Annotated in this window: 20 protein-coding genes; 14 read left to right on the top strand and 6 right to left on the bottom strand. The window is 41.6% G+C overall.

All coding sequences use genetic code 11. The features are described from left to right. Position 1 precedes the first annotated feature (1 nt). The 12 genes from secY (at position 2) to B879_RS01450 (ending at position 9,185) form a co-directional block, all read left to right on the top strand. Positions 2-1,324 (top strand): preprotein translocase subunit SecY, encoded by a 1,323-nt coding sequence (gene secY, locus B879_RS01500; protein WP_009183361.1) that lies wholly within the window; start codon positions 2-4, stop codon positions 1,322-1,324. Further along, complete coding sequence (map, locus tag B879_RS01495) at positions 1,321-2,094, top strand: type I methionyl aminopeptidase (RefSeq protein ID WP_009183360.1); 774 nt, start codon at positions 1,321-1,323, stop codon at positions 2,092-2,094. Before secY ends, map begins: the two co-directional genes overlap by 4 nt. Positions 2,095-2,096: 2 nt before the next feature. Further along, positions 2,097-2,315 carry a translation initiation factor IF-1 gene (infA, locus tag B879_RS01490; protein ID WP_009183359.1) on the top strand — a complete coding sequence of 73 codons (219 nt, stop codon included), beginning with the start codon at positions 2,097-2,099 and terminating at the stop codon, positions 2,313-2,315. A 6-nt stretch (positions 2,316-2,321) separates the two neighbouring features. Next, positions 2,322-2,438, top strand: coding sequence for a type B 50S ribosomal protein L36 (gene ykgO, locus B879_RS22040; protein ID WP_009053196.1), 117 nt, complete (start codon positions 2,322-2,324; stop codon positions 2,436-2,438). Between the two features lie 5 nt (positions 2,439-2,443). After that, positions 2,444-2,821: a 30S ribosomal protein S13 gene (gene rpsM, locus B879_RS01485; protein WP_009183358.1), complete on the top strand. Its 378-nt coding sequence runs from the start codon at positions 2,444-2,446 to the stop codon at positions 2,819-2,821. A gap of 15 nt (positions 2,822-2,836) precedes the next feature. Then, positions 2,837-3,235, top strand: coding sequence for a 30S ribosomal protein S11 (gene rpsK / locus B879_RS01480; protein ID WP_009183357.1), 399 nt, complete (start codon positions 2,837-2,839; stop codon positions 3,233-3,235). A gap of 20 nt (positions 3,236-3,255) precedes the next feature. Further along, entirely contained in the window at positions 3,256-3,858 is a 603-nt protein-coding gene (gene rpsD / locus B879_RS01475) for a 30S ribosomal protein S4 (protein WP_009183356.1), read from the top strand. Between the two features lie 31 nt (positions 3,859-3,889). After that, positions 3,890-4,879, top strand: coding sequence for a DNA-directed RNA polymerase subunit alpha (locus B879_RS01470; protein ID WP_009183355.1), 990 nt, complete (start codon positions 3,890-3,892; stop codon positions 4,877-4,879). Between the two features lie 5 nt (positions 4,880-4,884). Then, entirely contained in the window at positions 4,885-5,406 is a 522-nt protein-coding gene (rplQ, locus tag B879_RS01465) for a 50S ribosomal protein L17 (protein ID WP_009183354.1), read from the top strand. Positions 5,407-5,533: 127 nt separating this feature from the next. Beyond that, on the top strand, positions 5,534-6,631 hold the full coding sequence (gene carA, locus B879_RS01460; RefSeq protein WP_009183352.1) for a glutamine-hydrolyzing carbamoyl-phosphate synthase small subunit: 1,098 nt from the start codon (positions 5,534-5,536) through the stop codon (positions 6,629-6,631). A 21-nt stretch (positions 6,632-6,652) separates the two neighbouring features. Next, positions 6,653-7,933 (top strand): phosphopyruvate hydratase, encoded by a 1,281-nt coding sequence (gene eno, locus B879_RS01455; RefSeq protein ID WP_009183351.1) that lies wholly within the window; start codon positions 6,653-6,655, stop codon positions 7,931-7,933. 985 nt (positions 7,934-8,918) lie between these two features. After that, positions 8,919-9,185 (top strand): FAD-dependent oxidoreductase, encoded by a 267-nt coding sequence (locus B879_RS01450; protein WP_009183350.1) that lies wholly within the window; start codon positions 8,919-8,921, stop codon positions 9,183-9,185. A gap of 319 nt (positions 9,186-9,504) precedes the next feature. On the opposite strand, the gene B879_RS01445 is transcribed toward B879_RS01450, so the two are convergent. From B879_RS01445 to B879_RS01420, 6 genes are all read right to left on the bottom strand, one after another. After that, a complete protein-coding gene (locus tag B879_RS01445) occupies positions 9,505-10,665 on the bottom strand; it encodes a hypothetical protein (RefSeq protein ID WP_009183349.1) in 1,161 nt (386 codons plus the stop codon). 8 nt (positions 10,666-10,673) lie between these two features. Continuing rightward, positions 10,674-11,381, bottom strand: a complete 708-nt coding sequence (locus tag B879_RS01440; protein WP_009183348.1) for a hypothetical protein — start codon at positions 11,379-11,381, stop codon at positions 10,674-10,676. 78 nt (positions 11,382-11,459) lie between these two features. Then, positions 11,460-11,981, bottom strand: a complete 522-nt coding sequence (locus tag B879_RS01435; protein ID WP_202949562.1) for a DUF6340 family protein — start codon at positions 11,979-11,981, stop codon at positions 11,460-11,462. Between the two features lie 88 nt (positions 11,982-12,069). Further along, entirely contained in the window at positions 12,070-12,777 is a 708-nt protein-coding gene (locus B879_RS01430) for a gluconate 2-dehydrogenase subunit 3 family protein (RefSeq protein ID WP_009183346.1), read from the bottom strand. Positions 12,778-12,788: 11 nt separating this feature from the next. Continuing rightward, entirely contained in the window at positions 12,789-14,531 is a 1,743-nt protein-coding gene (locus B879_RS01425) for a GMC oxidoreductase (protein ID WP_009183345.1), read from the bottom strand. Positions 14,532-14,706: 175 nt separating this feature from the next. Then, entirely contained in the window at positions 14,707-15,423 is a 717-nt protein-coding gene (locus B879_RS01420) for an arylesterase (RefSeq protein ID WP_009183344.1), read from the bottom strand. A 172-nt stretch (positions 15,424-15,595) separates the two neighbouring features. On the opposite strand from B879_RS01420, the gene B879_RS01415 reads away from it, so the two are divergent. Beyond that, on the top strand, positions 15,596-16,273 hold the full coding sequence (locus tag B879_RS01415; RefSeq protein ID WP_009183343.1) for an ABC transporter ATP-binding protein: 678 nt from the start codon (positions 15,596-15,598) through the stop codon (positions 16,271-16,273). Beyond that, on the top strand, positions 16,266-18,788 hold the full coding sequence (locus B879_RS01410) for an ABC transporter permease (RefSeq protein WP_009183342.1): 2,523 nt from the start codon (positions 16,266-16,268) through the stop codon (positions 18,786-18,788). Before B879_RS01415 ends, B879_RS01410 begins: the two co-directional genes overlap by 8 nt. The last annotated feature ends 27 nt before the right edge of the window (positions 18,789-18,815 follow it).

Raw genomic sequence — 18,815 nt, 5'->3', positions numbered from 1 at the left:
GATGAAAAAGTTTATCTCAACAGTTAAGAATATCTTTTCTATTGAAGATTTGAGGATCCGGATCCTGAATACAATCGGTTTTCTGGTTGTATTCAGACTAGGGTCTTTTATCGTACTACCTGGAGTAGATCCTTCAAAATTGGGTGACGCTCCAGAGGGTATCTTTGGTTTGATTGACACTTTCCTTGGTGGGGCATTTAGTAATGCTTCCATTTTTGGTTTGGGAATCATGCCATATATATCTGCATCCATTGTGCTGCAGCTATTAACTGTTGGTGTACCATACTTTCAGAAGTTGCAAAAGGAAGGTGAGTCCGGAAGAAAAAGGATCAATCAGATTACCAGAGTACTTACTATTGCCATTACTGTTGCACAAGGTATAGGCTATATAACTGCCACGATCCTTCCGACCGGAGCTGTTATGGTGAGTACCTCCTTATTTATGTTCAGCTCATTGGTATTGCTGTCCGCAGGTACCATGTTCTGTATGTGGTTAGGTGAGAAAATTACTGAAAAGGGCATAGGAAATGGTATTTCCATGTTGATTATGATTGGTATTATTTCCCGATTCCCAGGTGCCATTATTGCAGAAGTACTTTCTAAAGGAACTTCAGGAATGTTGTTGTTGCTTCTTGAAGCGGCTGTGTTGTTCTTCGTAGTATTGGGAACTGTAGCATTGACAGAAGCAACTAGGAGAATCCCAGTGCAGTATGCTAAGCAGGTTGTTGGTGGAAAAGTTTATGGTGGACAAAGACAGTATATTCCTATCAAGGTTAATGCATCAGGGGTAATGCCCATCATCTTTGCCCAATCATTGATGTTCCTTCCGGCCCTTATTGCTCAGATTTGGTCTGCTGAAAATGACATTGCCAATTACATTGGCAGTACGTTCAGTGATTTTACTTCTTGGCAGTATAATTTGGTGTTTGCTATAATGATTATCCTTTTCACCTTCTTCTACACTGCGATTACGGTGAATCCAGAGCAGATTGCGGAAGACTTGAAGAGAAATGGTGGTTTTGTTCCAGGTATTAAGCCAGGGGCGCCTACCTCTGATTTCATTGACAATATCATTTCCAGAATCACATTGCCTGGGTCCATTCTATTATCAGTTGTCGCGATTATGCCAGCTTTTGCTATTCTAGCAGGTGTTGGTGGTGAATTTGCTCAATTCTATGGAGGAACCTCTTTGTTGATTATGGTTGGGGTAATTATGGATACCCTAAGACAAATTGAAAGTTACTTATTAATGAGACATTACGAAGGAATGATGAAGAGTGGTAACATGAAAAATAATCCTTCGAACTACGCAGCCGCAATATGATTCATTACAAGACTTCCGAGGAAGTCCAGATAATCAAAGAAGGCGCTCAAATATTAGGTAAAGCTCACGGAGAAGTAGCAAAATATGTTAAGGAAGGAGTAAAGACTTCCTTTCTGGACAAAATAGCAGAAGAGTACATCAGGGATAATCAGGGTGTACCTTCCTTTAAAGGTTACAATGGTTTTCCAGCATCTCTATGCATTTCAGTAAATGAAGTGGTGGTGCATGGGTTTCCAAGTGATTATGTTTTGAAAGATGGCGATATAATCTCAATTGATTGTGGAGTCTTTCACCAAGGTTTTCATAGCGATTCCGCTTATACTTACCCTGTCGGTGAAGTCTCCCCCCAAGTATTGTCATTGCTTAAAGCAACTCAGGCCTCTCTTTACTTAGGTATTGAAAAGGCTGTTTCGGGTAACCGTATCGGTGACATAGGTCATGCGATTCAAAAATTTGTAGAAGCTAAGGGTTATACCGTTGTTCGCGAACTCGTTGGGCATGGTTTAGGCCGTAACCTTCACGAAGGACCAGAAGTACCTAACTACGGTAAAAAAGGCAGTGGCCCTTTGATGAAAGAAGGTTTGGTCATTGCGATTGAGCCCATGGTTAATCTTGGTACCCGAAATATTGTTCAGGAAAGAGATGGTTGGACTATCCGTACAGCGGATAGAAAACCGTCTGCGCATTATGAGCATACCGTAGCCATCTTTGAGGACAGAACCGAGATATTGACTACGCACCAGTATATAGAAGAAAATTATAAATTCTAAATATGGCAAAGCAGACATCTATTGAACAGGATGGTACGATTATAGAAGCATTGTCCAATGCAATGTTTAAAGTGGAACTTGAAAATGGGCATCAACTGATAGCGCATATTTCGGGTAAAATGAGAATGAATTACATTAAGATCCTTCCTGGTGACAAAGTAAAGCTTGAACTGTCACCTTACGATCTGACAAAAGGTAGAATCGTTTACAGGTATAAATAAAATGTCATGAAAGTTAAGGCATCAATCAAAAAGAGAAGTGCTGACTGTAAAGTAATCAGGAGAAAAGGTAAGCTTTACGTCATCAATAAAAAGAATCCTAAGTTTAAACAAAGACAAGGTTAATCATTATGGCAAGAATTGCAGGTGTTGACATACCAGACAACAAACGTGGTGAAATCGGCCTTACCTATATTTTCGGTATTGGTAAAAGCTCTGCCAGAGCTATTCTGGAAAAGGCTGAAATTTCTTACGACAAAAAGGTAGGTGAGTGGAATGACGAAGAGTCTACCGCTATCCGTAACATTATTGCTGCGGAGTACAGAACAGAAGGAGCACTGAAATCAGAAATTCAGTTGAACATCAAAAGATTGATGGATATCGGTTGTTATAGAGGTTTGAGACATAGAAAAGGTCTTCCTGTAAGAGGTCAGAAAACCAAAAACAACGCAAGAACTAGAAAAGGTAAGAGAAAGACTGTTGCTAACAAGAAGAAAGCAACCAAATAAATCTTGAATTAGATTATGGCTCAGAAAAGAAACGATAAAGCTAAGGGTAAAAAAAGAGTAGTTAAAGTTGAAGCAGTAGGCCAAGCCCACATTAAGGCTTCTTTTAACAATATTATCATCTCTATTACCAATAATTCTGGTCAGGTGATTTCTTGGGCTTCTGCCGGTAAAATGGGTTTCAGAGGTTCAAAGAAAAATACACCTTATGCTGCACAAATGGCTGCTCAAAACTGCGGTCAAGTAGCTTATGATTTAGGATTGAGAAAAATTGAGGTTTTTGTAAAAGGTCCAGGTGCAGGTCGTGAGTCTGCCATCAGAACTTTACAAAATGTAGGTCTGGATGTAACTACCATCGTTGATGTGACTCCACTTCCACATAATGGTTGTCGTCCACCAAAACGTAGAAGAGTTTAATTTCTTAAAGAAGATATAGAATGGCAAGATATACAGGTCCAAAGGCTAAAATCGCCAGAAGATTCGGTGAGCCTATCGAAGGATACAGCAAAGCTCTCCAAAAGAAAAATTACCCTCCAGGACAGCATGGAAGGGGTAGAAGAAAAAAGCAATCTGAATATGCTATTCAGCTTGCTGAAAAGCAAAAAGCCAAATACATCTACGGTGTATTGGAAAGACAGTTTGCTAAGATGTTTGACATCGCTTCAAGAAAACAAGGAATCACAGGTGAGAACCTGCTTCAATTGTTGGAATCAAGATTAGATAACACCGTGTACAGATTGGGAATCGCCCCAACAAGGAGAGGGGCCAGACAGTTGGTTTCGCACAAGCATATCCTTGTAAATGGAGAAGTAGTTAATATCCCATCATACAACATGAAGCCTGGTGATGTTGTAAGTGTCAGAGAGCGTTCCAAGTCTTTGGAAGCTATCACTTCCAGTTTAGCAGGTAAAAGTAACCGTTATCCTTGGTTAGAGTGGGATAACGCCTCTTTAGCAGGTAAGTTTGTATCAGTTCCTACAAGGGATGACATTCCTGAGAATATTAAGGAGCAACTGATTGTAGAACTTTACTCTAAATAATAAACTATCAGACTTAAATAGAACTATAGATATGTCCATATTAGCGTTTCAAATGCCCGAGAAAGTGGTGATGGAAAAAGCCGACGATTTCCACGGCTTATTTACCTTCAAGCCACTTGAAAAGGGCTATGGGGTTACTATAGGTAATGCCTTGAGGAGAATCTTGTTGTCCTCCCTTGAAGGGTATGCCATCACTTCCGTGAAACTTCCAGGAGTAGTCCATGAATTTTCCACCATCGAGGGTGTTGTTGAAGACGTGACTGATATCATTCTTAACCTAAAGCAGGTTAGACTCAAAAAGTTGCATGATTCCATAGATGGAAAAATCACAGTTGAGGTTAAAAATCAGTCTGTATTCACTGCTGGAGATATCGCCAAGTTCACCTCTTCCTATGAGGTGTTGAATCCAGATTTGGTTATCTGCCATTTGGATGAGACGAAAAGTTTTGAAATTGAATTGACAGTTGAAAAAGGCAGAGGATATCTTCCCGCAGAAGAGTCTAAACCTAAGGAGCAGGTATTTGGCGTGATTCCAATTGATGCAATCTTTACACCTATCAAAAATGTAAAGTATAGCGTTGAAAATACCAGGGTTGAACAGAAAACTGACTTCGAAAAACTTATCATTGAAGTAACTACAGATGGTTCAATTCACCCAGAGAAAGCGCTTCAGGAATCTGCAAAAATCCTGATTCAACACTTTATGCTGTTCTCTGATCAAACTATGGTATTGGATACCGGAGGAGTTTCTGAACCAGAACCAATTGATGAGGAGTTCTTGCACATGAGAAAGTTATTGAAAACTCCATTAGGAGACCTTGATCTTTCTGTGCGGGCATTTAACTGTTTGAAAGCTGCTGATGTGAAGACTTTGGGTGATTTGGCCAAGTTGGAAATTTCTGATATGATGAAATTTAGAAATTTCGGTAAAAAATCCCTTGCTGAACTGGAGCAGTTGATCCAAGAAAAAGGCCTAACCTTCGGAATGGATTTGTCTAAGTATAAACTTGATGAAGAATAAATAAAATGAGACACGGTAAGAAATTCAATCACCTTGGCAGGACAGCCAGTCACAGGAAAGCCATGCTTTCTAATATGGCTACTTCCCTGATTCTTCACAAGCGTATTTCCACTACGCTTGCCAAGGCCAAGGAGCTAAAAAAATACGTAGAGCCTCTGATTACCAGAGCTAAAGAAGATACCACTCACAATAGAAGGGTTGCTTTCTCTTATTTGCAAAATAAAGAGGGTATCAAAGCCTTGTTTGGTGAAGTAGTAGAAAAGGTTGGTAGTAGAGCAGGTGGATATACAAGAATTATCAAAACTGGATTCCGTCTAGGTGATAATGCTGAAATGTGTATCATTGAATTGGTAGATTTCAATGAATTGATGTTGAAAGATGCCAAGCCAGCCAAGAAGACCACCAGAAGAAGCAGACGTGGTACTGGTGCTGCTAAGGCGGCAGAAGATGCACAGGAAACCCCTGAAGCAAAAACTGATGAGGCTCCTGAAGCTGAAGACAAAAAAGAAGAAAAATCCGGCGAATAATACATGTTGGAGGTTTCAAAATATAAGGGGATTGAACGTTGGTTCAATCCCTTTTTTTATATCCTTTCCATTTTAACACAGGTAAAATTCCAAAATTCCTTAACTTTGGCAAGTCCATTTTAATAACATGAACAAACAAAAAGCTACACTCCTTCTTGCTGATGGTACCATGTTTAAAGGTACTTTAATTGGAAGTCCAGGTACCAATGGTGGTGAAATATGTTTCAATACAGGTATGACCGGTTATCAGGAAATTTATACTGACCCTTCCTATACTGGTCAGATTGTCGTGACCACCACCTCACATATTGGAAACTACGGCGTCATTGATACTGAAGTTGAATCAGATCATCCTACTATTGCCGGTATTGTGGTGAATAGTTTTTCCGAAATTTTCAGTAGGTTAGATGCAAGTGGCTCCTTACAGGACTATTTGGTGAAATATGAGATAACAGGAATTGCTGATATCGATACGAGGAAATTGGTAAGACACATACGGTCCAAAGGAGCCATGAATGCCATCATTAGTTCCGAATATGAAGATGATCTTGCTGGTCTTAAGGCCCAATTGAATCTGGTGCCTGACATGAATGGTTTGGAGCTGTCTTCTCAAGTTTGCACCAAAGAACCCTTTTATTTTGGCGATGAAGATGCTCCATATAAGGTGGCCTGTCTGGATTTTGGGATTAAGCTAAATATTCTCAGGAACCTGGCCGATAGAGGCGTTTACTGTAAAGTTTTTCCCGCTAAAACTTCCTTATCTGAGATGGAAGCCTGGAACCCGGATGGTTACTTTTTGTCCAATGGCCCAGGTGACCCAGCTGTAATGGATTATGCAGTGAAGACTACCAAAGATATTTTGGCTACTGATAAACCAGTATTTGGAATTTGTCTGGGACACCAAATTTTGGCTGAATCCTGTGGTGTTTCTACCTATAAAATGCACCATGGTCATAGAGGCCTAAATCACCCAATCAAAAATATCCTCACCGGAAAAAGTGAAATCACTTCCCAAAATCATGGATTTGTCGTGAAAAGGGAAGATGTAGAAATTAGTGATACCGTAGAAATCACACATGTTCATTTAAATGATAATACGGTTGCAGGGATCCGATTGAAAAATAAACCTGCTTTCTCCGTACAATACCATCCTGAGTCCTCACCAGGGCCTCATGATTCAAGGTATTTATTCGATGATTTTGTATCTTTGATGAAGAATAAATAATACTCTTAAACCTTTAAAACTATGACTTTGATTCAATCTATTCACGCTAGACAAATTTTAGACTCCAGAGGTAATCCAACTATTGAGGTAGATGTGGTTACCGAAAATGGTGCTTTTGGAAGAGCTGCAGTACCCAGTGGGGCTTCTACAGGGGTTAATGAGGCAGTAGAACTTCGCGATGGCGATAAATCCAAATACCTTGGTAAAGGAGTTCTGAAAGCTGTTTCCAATGTGAATGATGTCATTGCCCCTGAGTTATTGGGCATGGATATTTTTGAACAGAATACCATTGATCAGATTATGATCGATCTGGATGGTACACCTAATAAAAGTAAACTGGGTGCAAACGCCATTTTGGGTGTTTCCCTTGCCGTGGCCAAAGCTGCAGCTATGGAAGCAGGTCAACCCCTATACCGATATGTAGGAGGCGTCAACGCCAATACCCTTCCTGTTCCTATGATGAACATCATCAATGGGGGGGCTCACTCCGATGCGCCCATTGCCTTTCAGGAATTTATGGTAAGACCTGTAGGTGCAGCTAATTTCTCCGAAGCGATCCGAATGGGTTGTGAAATTTTCCACCACCTCAAAAAAATCCTTCACGATAAAAACCTAAGCACTGCAGTAGGTGATGAGGGTGGTTTTGCCCCCAACTTTTCTGGAGGAACTGAAGAAGCTTTGGCCTGTATTTTGGATGCCATCAAAAACGCAGGCTATAAAGCTGGTGATGAAGTGACCATTGCTTTGGATTGTGCAGCTTCTGAGTTTTTCAAGGACGGGAAATATGATTATAGCAAATTTGAAGGTCCATCCGGTAAAGTAAGAACTAGGGAAGAACAAGTAGCTTATTTGGCCGAGTTGACCGAAAAATATCCAATTGATTCTATAGAAGATGGTTGCGCAGAAGAAGATTGGGAGGGTTGGGCCATGTTGACATCCAAGATTGGTACCAAAATCCAGTTGGTAGGTGATGACCTTTTGGTGACCAATGTGAAGTTTTTGGAAAGAGGTATCAAAGAAAAGTCTGCTAACTCCATCCTGATCAAAGTGAATCAGATCGGAACTTTGACAGAAACGCTAAATGCTATTGCTATGGCGCACAAAGCAGGTTGGACCTGTGTGATGTCGCACAGATCCGGTGAAACAGAAGATTCCACCATTGCTGACCTAGCTGTAGCTACCAATTGCGGTCAAATCAAAACAGGTTCTGCTTCAAGATCTGATAGAATGGCGAAATACAACCAATTGTTGAGAATTGAAGAGCAATTGGGAGATGCGGCGGTGTTTCCTCAGAAGAAATAATTTGCGTTAAACCAAACCAATGGGCCTTGGTTGGTTGCTTCTACAACGAAGGAGATCAAGCAAATGGCATTGGCAAATATTAATTGTCCTTAGGGATACCAAAGACGGTCAGCACTGACCGTCTTTTTTTTGGCTATGCATATTTAAGATTCCATTTAATAAAATGGAGATTTTTAACCACTAAGCACACTAAGCGCATAACCTGTCCCGAGCATCGGGAAAGCAGCTGGCGCTGTTGCCCTGCACAGCCATCAAAAGAAACCACAAATTACTCGAATTACACAAATTCTTATAGAGTTGGAAATAGTAAAATATCTTGAGGCCTTTAGCTTATCCAGGCAGCAAGAGGAAAAAAATTAGGCGCAAGGCTTTTGAATTTCCACGAACCTCAATAGCCATGTCATCTGTAGTTTACGAGAAACAGCCCAGAAAGGGCTTCCTGACGGCAAAGGAAAGGCTGAGCCATGATTAGCCCTGTCCAGTTCGAAATTTGTGGAAATTAGCAAGTCCCGCGCTAATTATCTTTATCCGCAAGGAACGCAAAGGTAGGAATGGTAATGAAGAATGGGTAGGATAATTAAGAGCCAAGTAAAAGACTTGTCCCGAAGAATTTCGGGAGGCAAAAGTAAAAAGGGGTTACGAGCTTGTCTTTAGGACCGTCATCTTTAGAATTCAACATCTAGGAAAATGTTCAGAAAATGAAATGACATTCATTGAAGCTTCGTCCCTCTCTATCGCAGAGGGAAATTTGTGAGAGAGATTTTTTTAACCACATTAGAGAACATAGCACACATAGCTTTTCCTGTATCTACCGTCTGATTTTAATTTTCCTTTGCTGCTTTGGTAAAGCAAAGGCCTCAAGAAACCCCAGGACTTCAAAAGCCTAAAGAATTTTTATCCACTGAGGAGAGCCCCATGCTTTGACCTAGGCTAAGTTTTCATAAATTACAATACCCTAACAAAGGGACAAAAGACAGAACTTGCTTTGGGAGAATTCGACATCGTTATCATAGGAGCAGGGCCTGCAGGCACTACGGCTGCCTGGCATCTGGCAGAAAGTGGGCTCAAGATTGCACTTTTGGATAAAAAAAGGTTTCCCAGAGACAAGGTTTGCGGGGATGCTTTGAGTGGCAATACCATTTTTGAGTTGAAGAAACTGGAGGAAAAAGGGTTGAATCTTTCTTTTTTTGAGGAGGCTGTAAAGGCTTATCCAGTGGATGGATTAAGTTTCTTTTCTCCCAAGGGTATTTGATTGGGTAGTGCATAGGGCCAATTCCAATCCAAAAATCTGGAAATTGATCAACAGGATGGTTTGGAATCCGACTGAAAGAAAGGAGCTGTACAGTCCTTTGTTTTATTTGAAACTTTTCAGGGAAAGCTAATAAAAGCCTATACAGAAAGGATTGAATAGATGTTTCTTTGTACAAACTACCAGGTACTATGTACCAAGTACCAAGTGCTGATCAATGGCGTGGACAAGATACATTAGTCCAAGTGTTTGTGCCCGTAATAACTTTTTAACCGTGGCATAATAATTCTAATGTATACTCAGGAGTTAACTTTTTATATTATTACCTCAATCTTGCCTTAAACAGGACTTCATAATCCCTTTCTGTATCATTTCTATTGGGGGAAATCCATAAGTTGCCTTCCTGGTCTACAAATTCAATCCTCCCCAGGTTGTCAGGTATTTCTACTGGGTTAAGGCTTCCATCTTCCGCAACCAAGGCCCATTCTGCCTTGTTTTTCCGCCCAACAGCATTAAACATCTCCTGGAAATCATCAATACCTTCGGTAGCGAGTTGGTACTCCTCGTCCGAAAGACCTTTGGAGTAACCGACCAATAATTGACCATTTACCCAATAAAGATGGTTGATGGCCCCATAGGCAAACTCACGGGTATCAAAACTGATAACATCCCTATCAACTGATTTAAGATCCTTTCCTTTCATTAATTGAAAGTTGTCTATTTGAAGCTGGATTTCTTTGGAAGGAGTATTCAGATCTTCCCAGGTGTAGTAAAAAAGCTTAGATTCATTTTTGAAACCAATATAAAGCCCCTCTTTAGTGGTTCTGAGTACCGGAATGGTATTGGTGACAGGGAAAATTTCCGAAGTATTGAACCTTGAATTCTCCGAAAAGGGGATAATCGCAGAATAGGTACCACTGTTGAGGTCTATGGCCTCCAATTTGGTGCCTTCAACAGATTCATAGAAACCTGAACCTTCGCTATTTCTTCCACCCAATAATGCAACAGCATACTCTGGGTTTTTAAACTGAAAAACATCAGCGTTGAGGATGATGAAATTCATAGCGGGGTTGAAATCAGGCTTAAACTGTTCTCTCAAATTACCGCTAAAGTCAAAAATGGAAAGTCCTTTAACCCCTAAAAGGGCTATTTCCTCATTATTTCTGAATTGTGGTCTACCCATCAGGTTTGGACCAATGCTTTCGGGTTGATCTCCGGTTTTCTGGAGCGTTTGAATGACCTGTCCTTCGTGGTCGATGAGAATTATTTCTGACCTTTGATGATCCATGGCCAGAAATTTTTGCCCATTCGGACTGATATGGGACCAGGAAAGCAAACCAATATAATCTACCACCAAGGAATCGATGATCTCAAGTTCAAAGGCGCCTTCTGTAAGCCTTTGGTTTTGATTACTTTCTTGTCTCCCACATGCCCATAGCATTGAAAGGAGGGCATAAAGGCCAATTTTCGAACACTTTTTCATAAACAATTTTACTTTTTCTTGCTCAATTTAAACAGATGGGCTGCATATTTTTTGTTTTCCTCCAGTTCCTCAGAAAGCATGATACTCTCATCATCCAGTGCAATCACTTCATATTCTTTTTTGGTGGAAACTACCTCGGCCGATGATTTTCGAATTTTTATTTCCACAAATATCCTCCCGTTTTTTTCAAAAATATCTGTTTCCGGATCTACCTGGATCAGGGAAAGATTTTCCGCAATGGTGTATTTGGCGCCAAATGCATTTCTATTGATGACCATGCGGGATGCACTTCTCAGGTCGTTGTCGACAAAAGCCTGCTTGACAGTGATCAGGTCCATTTGTACATCAGGATGCCTATATAAAACCGCATGGTAGCTGACCAAACGGCCAAATACGCCTGCATCATCAGGCAACTTGTTTTCAATCCAGACATGAGTGGCTCCACGGATGGCCGCTTCTTCTAAGAGCTTTTTCTTGGCCCTGTTGTTCAACGCATTCATTGCTGAGAATATGGTGACACCCCTGGCTTTGGAGTAAGCATCGCCGATTTCTATAAAACCTTTGGTTTCAGAATGATCTCTTAATTGCTGTATATCGGATGCACTTGTAAACCCTTTGATGGGCTTTGTTCCGATTAATTGACCAAATGAAAGAGAAGTAGTTCCTAAATGAAAAATCATTAAAAGGAAAAAAGCAGTACTTAATTTTGATTTCATTATAAAATTAGTTTTTTCAAAACTAAGGGATTCATGGTTCGAAAACAATAGGTTTAGGTTAATTTTCGGTTAATTGATTTATAAAAATTCACCGTAAACTCCCATTACCTCAACCTGCTTTGCATCTCTCCCAGTCCCTTGGGTGACTTTTACCAACTGTCTTTTATCAGTTACTACAAAATCTGAAGAGAATTTTTCCAATACTAAAACGGCATCCGTCTGATATTCTGAACACAAATCATCTATTTGTGCCCAAGTCAAAGGGCTGGGGAATGTTTGTGAAAACAACCCTCCACGAAGCCTTTCCCTAGATCGGATTACCTCATATCTTGGAGATTGGTTGAGTTCTTGTTGAACAGTGGTAAGGGTGGCCTCTGCGGCATTTCTAACTTCAAAAGGTGCTTCTCCGGTTAATATTCCCTGAATGATGGCTACTCCCTCATTTGAAGGAGCTGTCCTATCTACCAAAAGTAAACGTTGAATATGGTTGGGCACAGTAATTTCTGCCGAAGCCATTCGGTTCATAGTTACACTTTTGGAACATGAGCCAAGGTAAATAGAGAAGAAAATGCCAATCAATGAAATTCTTACACTACCCATAAATAGCGTTGTTTTGTCGGTAAAAGTGGTGAAAATTTCCCCATAAAAAAAAGAGGTTCCTGCATGGCAGAAACCTCTATATGTCAACTTACCCTATTAAATTCCCTTCATCGTCCCATACAGCCACTATGCCTCTTTCTTCTGGTTTGAGATAGCGTGCCATGTATTCTGCGGGGTATTCAAATCCATGTTTTTTCATGACCTCATCAGGTACCCCATCCCAAACATTGGGTGTATTGCCTTTATATCCGATGTATTTAAATCCAATTTCTGAAGTAAAATAACCGGTGCAGGTAAGGTTTCTTAATGTATTAAAGAACCTTACTGCTCCTCCTAGTGCTTTAGGGGCTTTGTCCGGCCAAGCGATCAGGTCGATCACTTCCATTCTTTCTTTTTCAGATAAGTTCAGGAATTTTTTTCCGTAGGTATCATCACTGTAATTGTCCAGCCACATTAATCCTCCTCTCATAGGGGTTTGGAAGGAGGGCTGGTCTTTCATCATGAATTCTATGAAGTCAGGAACGCCAGCTTCAGTAGCACTTTCGGAATCATCTCCAGCTGGCAATATGATGTCTACCAGGACATCGAGTTTTTTTCTTTCTTCCTCGGTGAAAAAGGTTTCCGACAACAGCTGCTGATCTCTTTGGATTTCTTCTGCAGTTCTACCTCCAGGCGTGCCACCGCTGATTCTAGGACTGTAATCTTCTACCTTGTCAGCTGGATTACATTGAGTCAGTAATAGGCCTGTGGCCAAGGAACCTGTAAAAAGGAGTTTTAAATTTTCTCTTCTGTTCATCTTTCCAGGTTTTAAATGTTTTTCTTTTTCAATTCAGATACGATGTAGTCGGAAGTCCTCCATGCCAGGGCCATAATGGTCCAAGTAGGGTTTTTGTCTGCCTGGGATACAAATGGTCCAGCATCTACCACAAATAGATTTTTGCAGTCATGCGCCTGGCAATTGCTATTAAGAACAGATGTGTTAGGATTATTGCCCATACGGGTAGTTCCCACTTCGTGAATGATCCGACCGGGAGCTGCCAGTCCATACATGGTATCAGGGCCTGGTTTGTTACCCAATAGAATGGCCCCCGCATCTGTGAGAATTTCTTCAAAAGTATCCTGCATGTGCTTGGCCTGTTTGATTTCCTGATCTGTCCATTTATAATGGAATTTCAGTACCGGAATGCCATATTTGTCCACCACATTGTTGTCAATCTCGCAATAATTGCTGTATTGCGGGATACTTTCCCCTCTACCTGACATCCCTAAGGTAGTTCCATATAGTCTTTTGATGTCCTTTTTCAAACCTTCTCCGTAACCTCCATTGGGAGAAGGATTACCAAATTCATCTTTGAGGTATTTGCGCATGGTATCCATGGCAAAGCCTGTACCATAGGAAGGCATGGCCATTCCTCCCCAATATTCAATATGGTATCCACGGGCAAAATCAAGGTTTTTGTTATCCAGCCACCATGGGGTATATACGTGCATTCCGCCTACACCGTCTTCGTTATACCGATCTCTGTCGACCAGATCCGGTAAAATCCCCATCCTATCTGCTCCCGTAGAATCATGCAGGTACCTGCCTACCATTCCACTGCTATTGCCTACCCCATTGGGATGGGATTTGGATTTGGAGTTCATCATGATCCTGGCAGATTCGCAGGCCGATGCACCTAAGACCACTACCCTGGATCTTAACTTGTATTCTTTCATATCCACGGTGTTGATATAGGATACGCCCGTAGCATTTCCTGAATCATCCGTAGTTACTGCTCTCACCATGGCATGGGTATAAAGGTCTACCTTACCTTTGGCCATGGCCGGTTTGATCAATACAGTTCCTGATGAAAAGTCAGCATAAGCCTGACAAGCCCGGTTGCATTGGTTACAGAAAAAACAGACACCACGCTCATTGTTAATAGGCCTGGTAAGCATGGACAAGCGTGAAGGAATTATGGGAACGTTAGCCTTTTTTGCCCCTTTCATGGCGTAAAGCTCGTGGAGCCTAGGTTTCAGTGGAGGGAGGAAAAAACCATCTGGCTCATTATAAATGCCTTCTTTGGAGCCAAATACCCCGATCAATTTATCAACCTTGTCGTAATAGGATTTGAGGTCCTCATAGCCAATAGGCCAATCGTCCCCCATTCCGTCTATACTTTTTCTTTTGAAATCATTAGGGCCAAATCTTAGAGAAATTCGCCCCCAGTGGTTGGTTCTACCGCCTACCATCCTAGATCTGAACCAATCAAAGGAAGTGCCTTCCCCTCTGGTATATGGCTCGCCTTCAATGTCCCATCCGCCTATGGCTTGGTCAAAGTCTCCAAAAGGACGGATTCGGGTACCAGCACCCCTTCTTGGAGATTCCCATGGTGGTCTGAGCTGGGTGCGGTCTTCTTCTTTCGCTGGGTCAAAATCCCTTCCTGCCTCCAATACTGCAACAGCCAATCCTGCTTCTGAAAGAATCTTGGAAGCCATGCCCCCACCGGCACCGGAGCCTACTATGATCACATCATATACCTCTCCGGTAGATTTGATTTCAAAACTCATGTTTTATAAAATTTTTACGATTGTATTACAAGTTTGTAAAAAAAATCAAATATTCAAATTTCAGCTTATTTATTGTTAAGCACCTGCAGCAGATGGTATTGAAAATGTCAAATACTGCGATGAAATTAGAGGGGAAACAAACACCTTTACCGTAGGTATCTGAGGGAATAGCCCTTTATAGATAATTTTCCAGGTGAGGCCAGATGGTCTTAAAAACAATCTGATGCCCTGCTTCTGTTGGATGGATGCCATCTGGAAGGTTCAATTCAGCATCTCCCGCTACCCCTTCCAATAAAAAAGGGATCAGATGTACTTTTTCTTCTTTAGCTACCTCAGGGTACATTTTCTCAAAAGTAGCCGTATACGCTTGTCCCATATTGGGCGGTATCTGCATGCCGGCCAAGATGATGACAGTATCAGGAAACCGTTCTCTTACTTTCTGGATCATGGCCTTCAGATTCTTTTTGGTTTCATCCAAACTGATCCCTCTTAATCCATCATTGGCTCCTAATTCCAAAATAAAAATAGCAGGCTCTTCCTCAAGAAACCAATCCAGTCTACTTAATCCACTGGCAGTGGTTTCTCCGCTCAGTCCCGCATTGACGACCCGATATTCCAAATTTAAACTATCGATTTTGGTAGCGACCAGTCCTGGAAAGGCATCTTCTTCCTCAATGCCATAGCCAGCAGTGAGACTATTGCCAAAAAATAGAATGAGTTTTTTTTGCTCGGCTTCCTCTTGTGTAATTGGACTTTCTATTGAAGTGCTTTTCTCTTCTTTAGGTGCCGAGCAAGAAAGAAATCCAATTAATAAAAGGAAAAGAAGCAAGTTTTTAAGGTTCATTGACTTCATGGGATAAATGCTGAATGTATAACTTGTAGGAATATGCATTGGTTTCTAAAATATTGGCCATTAATCAAATTATTGAGGACCGTTTAATTTACAAATTATCTTTTTTCCAAAGCCTTAATTTGACTGGAGTTTTGATTTATTTCCAACGGAATAAACCTTTTTCCCGTTTCATATTGTTAAATTTCCGAACTCCTAAACACTTTCCTTTTACATGAGCATTTTGAGCGTGAAGAATGTTTCCAAAACCTATCAGAGTGGAAGCAGAAAATTAACCGTACTGGATCAAATCAATTTCGATATACAAGCCGGAGAGAGTATTGCCATTGTTGGCCCTTCTGGCAGTGGAAAGACAACTTTGTTGGGGTTATGTGCGGGACTGGATTCTGCTACAGAAGGATCTGTAGTCCTTCAGGGCAATGCCTTTGAAAAATTGAATGAAGACCAGAGGGCTGCGGTAAGAAATCAATATGTTGGATTCATTTTTCAGAATTTTCAGCTTTTGCCGACCCTTACTGCCTTGGAGAATGTGATGGTTCCTCTAGAGCTCAAAAGGCGAAAAGATGCCAAAGAGAAAGCGAAAACACTATTAGAAAAAGTGGGTTTGGGGGATAGGATGACCCACTATCCCACACAATTGTCGGGAGGGGAACAGCAAAGGGTTTCCATTGCCAGGGCCTTTGCCAATGAACCTAAGATTCTTTTTGCAGATGAACCTACTGGTAATCTGGATACGGAGACGGGAGACATGATAGAGGATCTGATTTTTGATTTAAATAAGGAGCAGGGGACAACCTTGGTGCTTGTTACACACGACCCTGAGCTGGCGAAAAGGACCAATAGAATTATCCGCATCAAAGGCGGAAAAATACAGGAGGATAAACATGGTTGATTTTTCATGGATCATAAAAATGGCGTTACGGGATTTTAGAAAGAATTTCTCGCGCCTATTATTATTTGTGTCTTCCATGGTGGTAGGGATTGCGGCCTTGGTGGGTATTAGTTCTTTTGGGGAAAATTTGAAAAAGGACATTGATCAGCAGTCCAAGGAGTTGCTAGGAGCGGATTTGGTACTCAGCAAAAGCAGTCCAATAGGGGTCCAAGGACCGGATACTTTGGCCTTGAATATAGCCAATGAAGTCAATTTTGCCAGTATGGTGGTTTTTCCGGAATCGGGAGAAAGCCGCTTGACTCAGGTCAGGGCTTTGGAAGGGGATTTCCCTTTTTATGGAAAGCTGGAAACAGTTCCCGAATCGGCTGAAAGTACTTTCCGACAGGGAGGTAGAAAGGCTTTGGTGGAAAAAATTCTTATGGCCCAATTCAATGCAGTCGTTGGAGACAGCATCAAGGTGGGGGAACTGGCTTTTGTGATAGATGGGGAGCTGGACAAGGTGCCTGGGCAAACAGGTATTACGGCCACGGTGGCACCTGCAGTCTATATTCCTATGGAATATGTGGAGGCTACAGGCCTGATACAGTATGGCAGCCGTTTGCGCTATGAGCGCTATTATGAATTGCCGGAGTCGGTGAATCCCGGTGAATTGATAAAATTAAATGAGGCTGTTTGGGAGGATGATAAAATCAGTGCCGATACAGTGGATGAAAGAAGAAAACGTACAGGAAGGTCATTTGAAAACCTAGGTAACTTTCTCAGCTTGGTGGCATTTATTGCTTTGTTGTTAGGTTGCGTGGGGGTTGCGAGTGCCGTCAATGTTTTTGTAAAGGAGAAATTGCCATCTGTAGCTGTACTCAGGTGTTTGGGAGTTTCCTCCAGATCAGCGATCGGTATTTATCTGTTTCAGATCTTGATTATGGGTTTGATTGGAGCAACGGTAGGGGCCTTCTTAGGATCCGCCTTGCAATTTATTCTTCCTGCTATATTTGCTGATTTTTTACCGGTGGAGGTAAGCTTTCGGGTCTCTTGGGCAAGTATAGGATTTGGGATTCTGACGGGCTTACTCGTTTCGGTTTTATTTGCACTATTGCCCTTATTGAAAATCAGAAAAGTATCACCAATGGCCACTTTACGTCCAGAAGAAGGAGAAGTGAAAATGGGCAAAGATGCGGCAAGATGGATGGTGATCGTAGGTATTGTAGTTTTTATTTTTGGGTTTAGTTGGCTGTTAATAGGGGGTTGGAAAGTGGCTTTAGGCTTTACGGGTTTTGTGATTTTTGCATTTTTGAGTCTCTGGGCGGTAGCCTTGGGAATCATGTGGCTGATCCGGAAAAATCTGCCCATATCCTTGAGGTATACCATCAGGCAGTCCCTCTCTAACCTGTACCGCCCCAATAATCAGACCGTGGCCTTGATTGCTACCATTGGTCTGGGCACAGCCATGATCAGCACCCTGTTTTTCGTGCAAAATCAATTGTTGGATGAAGCGAGGTTGGCTGATAAGGACGACCAACCCAATATGTTGCTTTTTGATATACAGACACATCAAGTGGAAGCAGTCAAAGCAAAAATAGAAAATAAAGGCTTGCCCATTCTTCAGCAGGTGCCAATTGTGACGATGGGACTGGAGTCCATTAATGGCTTGAGCAGAAAGGCCAATGATACCTTGCCAGATGAATTACGAAGATCTAGAAACCTTTATAATCGGGAATTCAGGGTAACTTACAGGGACAGTCTGATCAGTTCTGAGCGTTTGGTAAAAGGAGAACTTCGTCCCTACGAACAGCCGGGGGATTCGGTGTTTATCTCCCTGGATGAGGGTTATGCAGAAAGGACAGGGATCAATCTAGGGGATGAGATTGTCTTTAATGTGCAGGGGAGAAGAATCACTACTTATGTAGGAAGCTTTAGAGATATCAAGTTCAATCAGGTTTCTACGAATTTTCTGGTGCTTTTTCCAGACAATGTATTGGCCAATGCCCCGAAATTCCATGTACTGATTACAAAAACGAAAAATGACAGGCAGTCGGCGGATATCCAAGCAGAAGTGGTCCGGGAATTCCCCAATATTTCCGTAGTGAATTTGGGAGCCATTGTCGAGACCTTGGAGGAAATTCTCGGGAAAATCAGCTTTGTGATCCAATTTATGGCACTGTTCAGTATCGTCACTGGGATTTTGGTATTGATCAGTTCTCTGATCATCAGTAAGTACCAAAGAATGCGGGAAAGTATTTTGTTGAGAACCATTGGGGCCAGCAGTGGTACAGTGACCAAGATCAATACCATGGAATATTTCTTTTTGGGTTCCTTAGCATCCCTGAGTGGCATCTTATTGTCCTTCTTGGCCACCTTTTTACTCAGTAAGTTTGTTTTTCAATTGCCATTCAGAGGGGCTTATGAGGAAGCTTTGATCGTTTATGGTGCCATTACCCTCCTGACGATTTTGTTGGGTTGGCTCAATGGAAGCAAAATCATCAAGAAGCCTCCTATGGAAATTTTAAGGGCTTCATGACATGCCGAAAGGGGGCGGACCGCGGAA

It is taken from the genome of Cecembia lonarensis LW9 (assembly GCF_000298295.1).
In the GTDB taxonomy this organism is placed as follows: Bacteria; Bacteroidota; Bacteroidia; order Cytophagales; family Cyclobacteriaceae; genus Cecembia; species Cecembia lonarensis.
The sequence above is the reverse complement of the archived record's forward strand: the minus strand, read 5'-3'. Positions and strand labels throughout refer to the sequence as shown.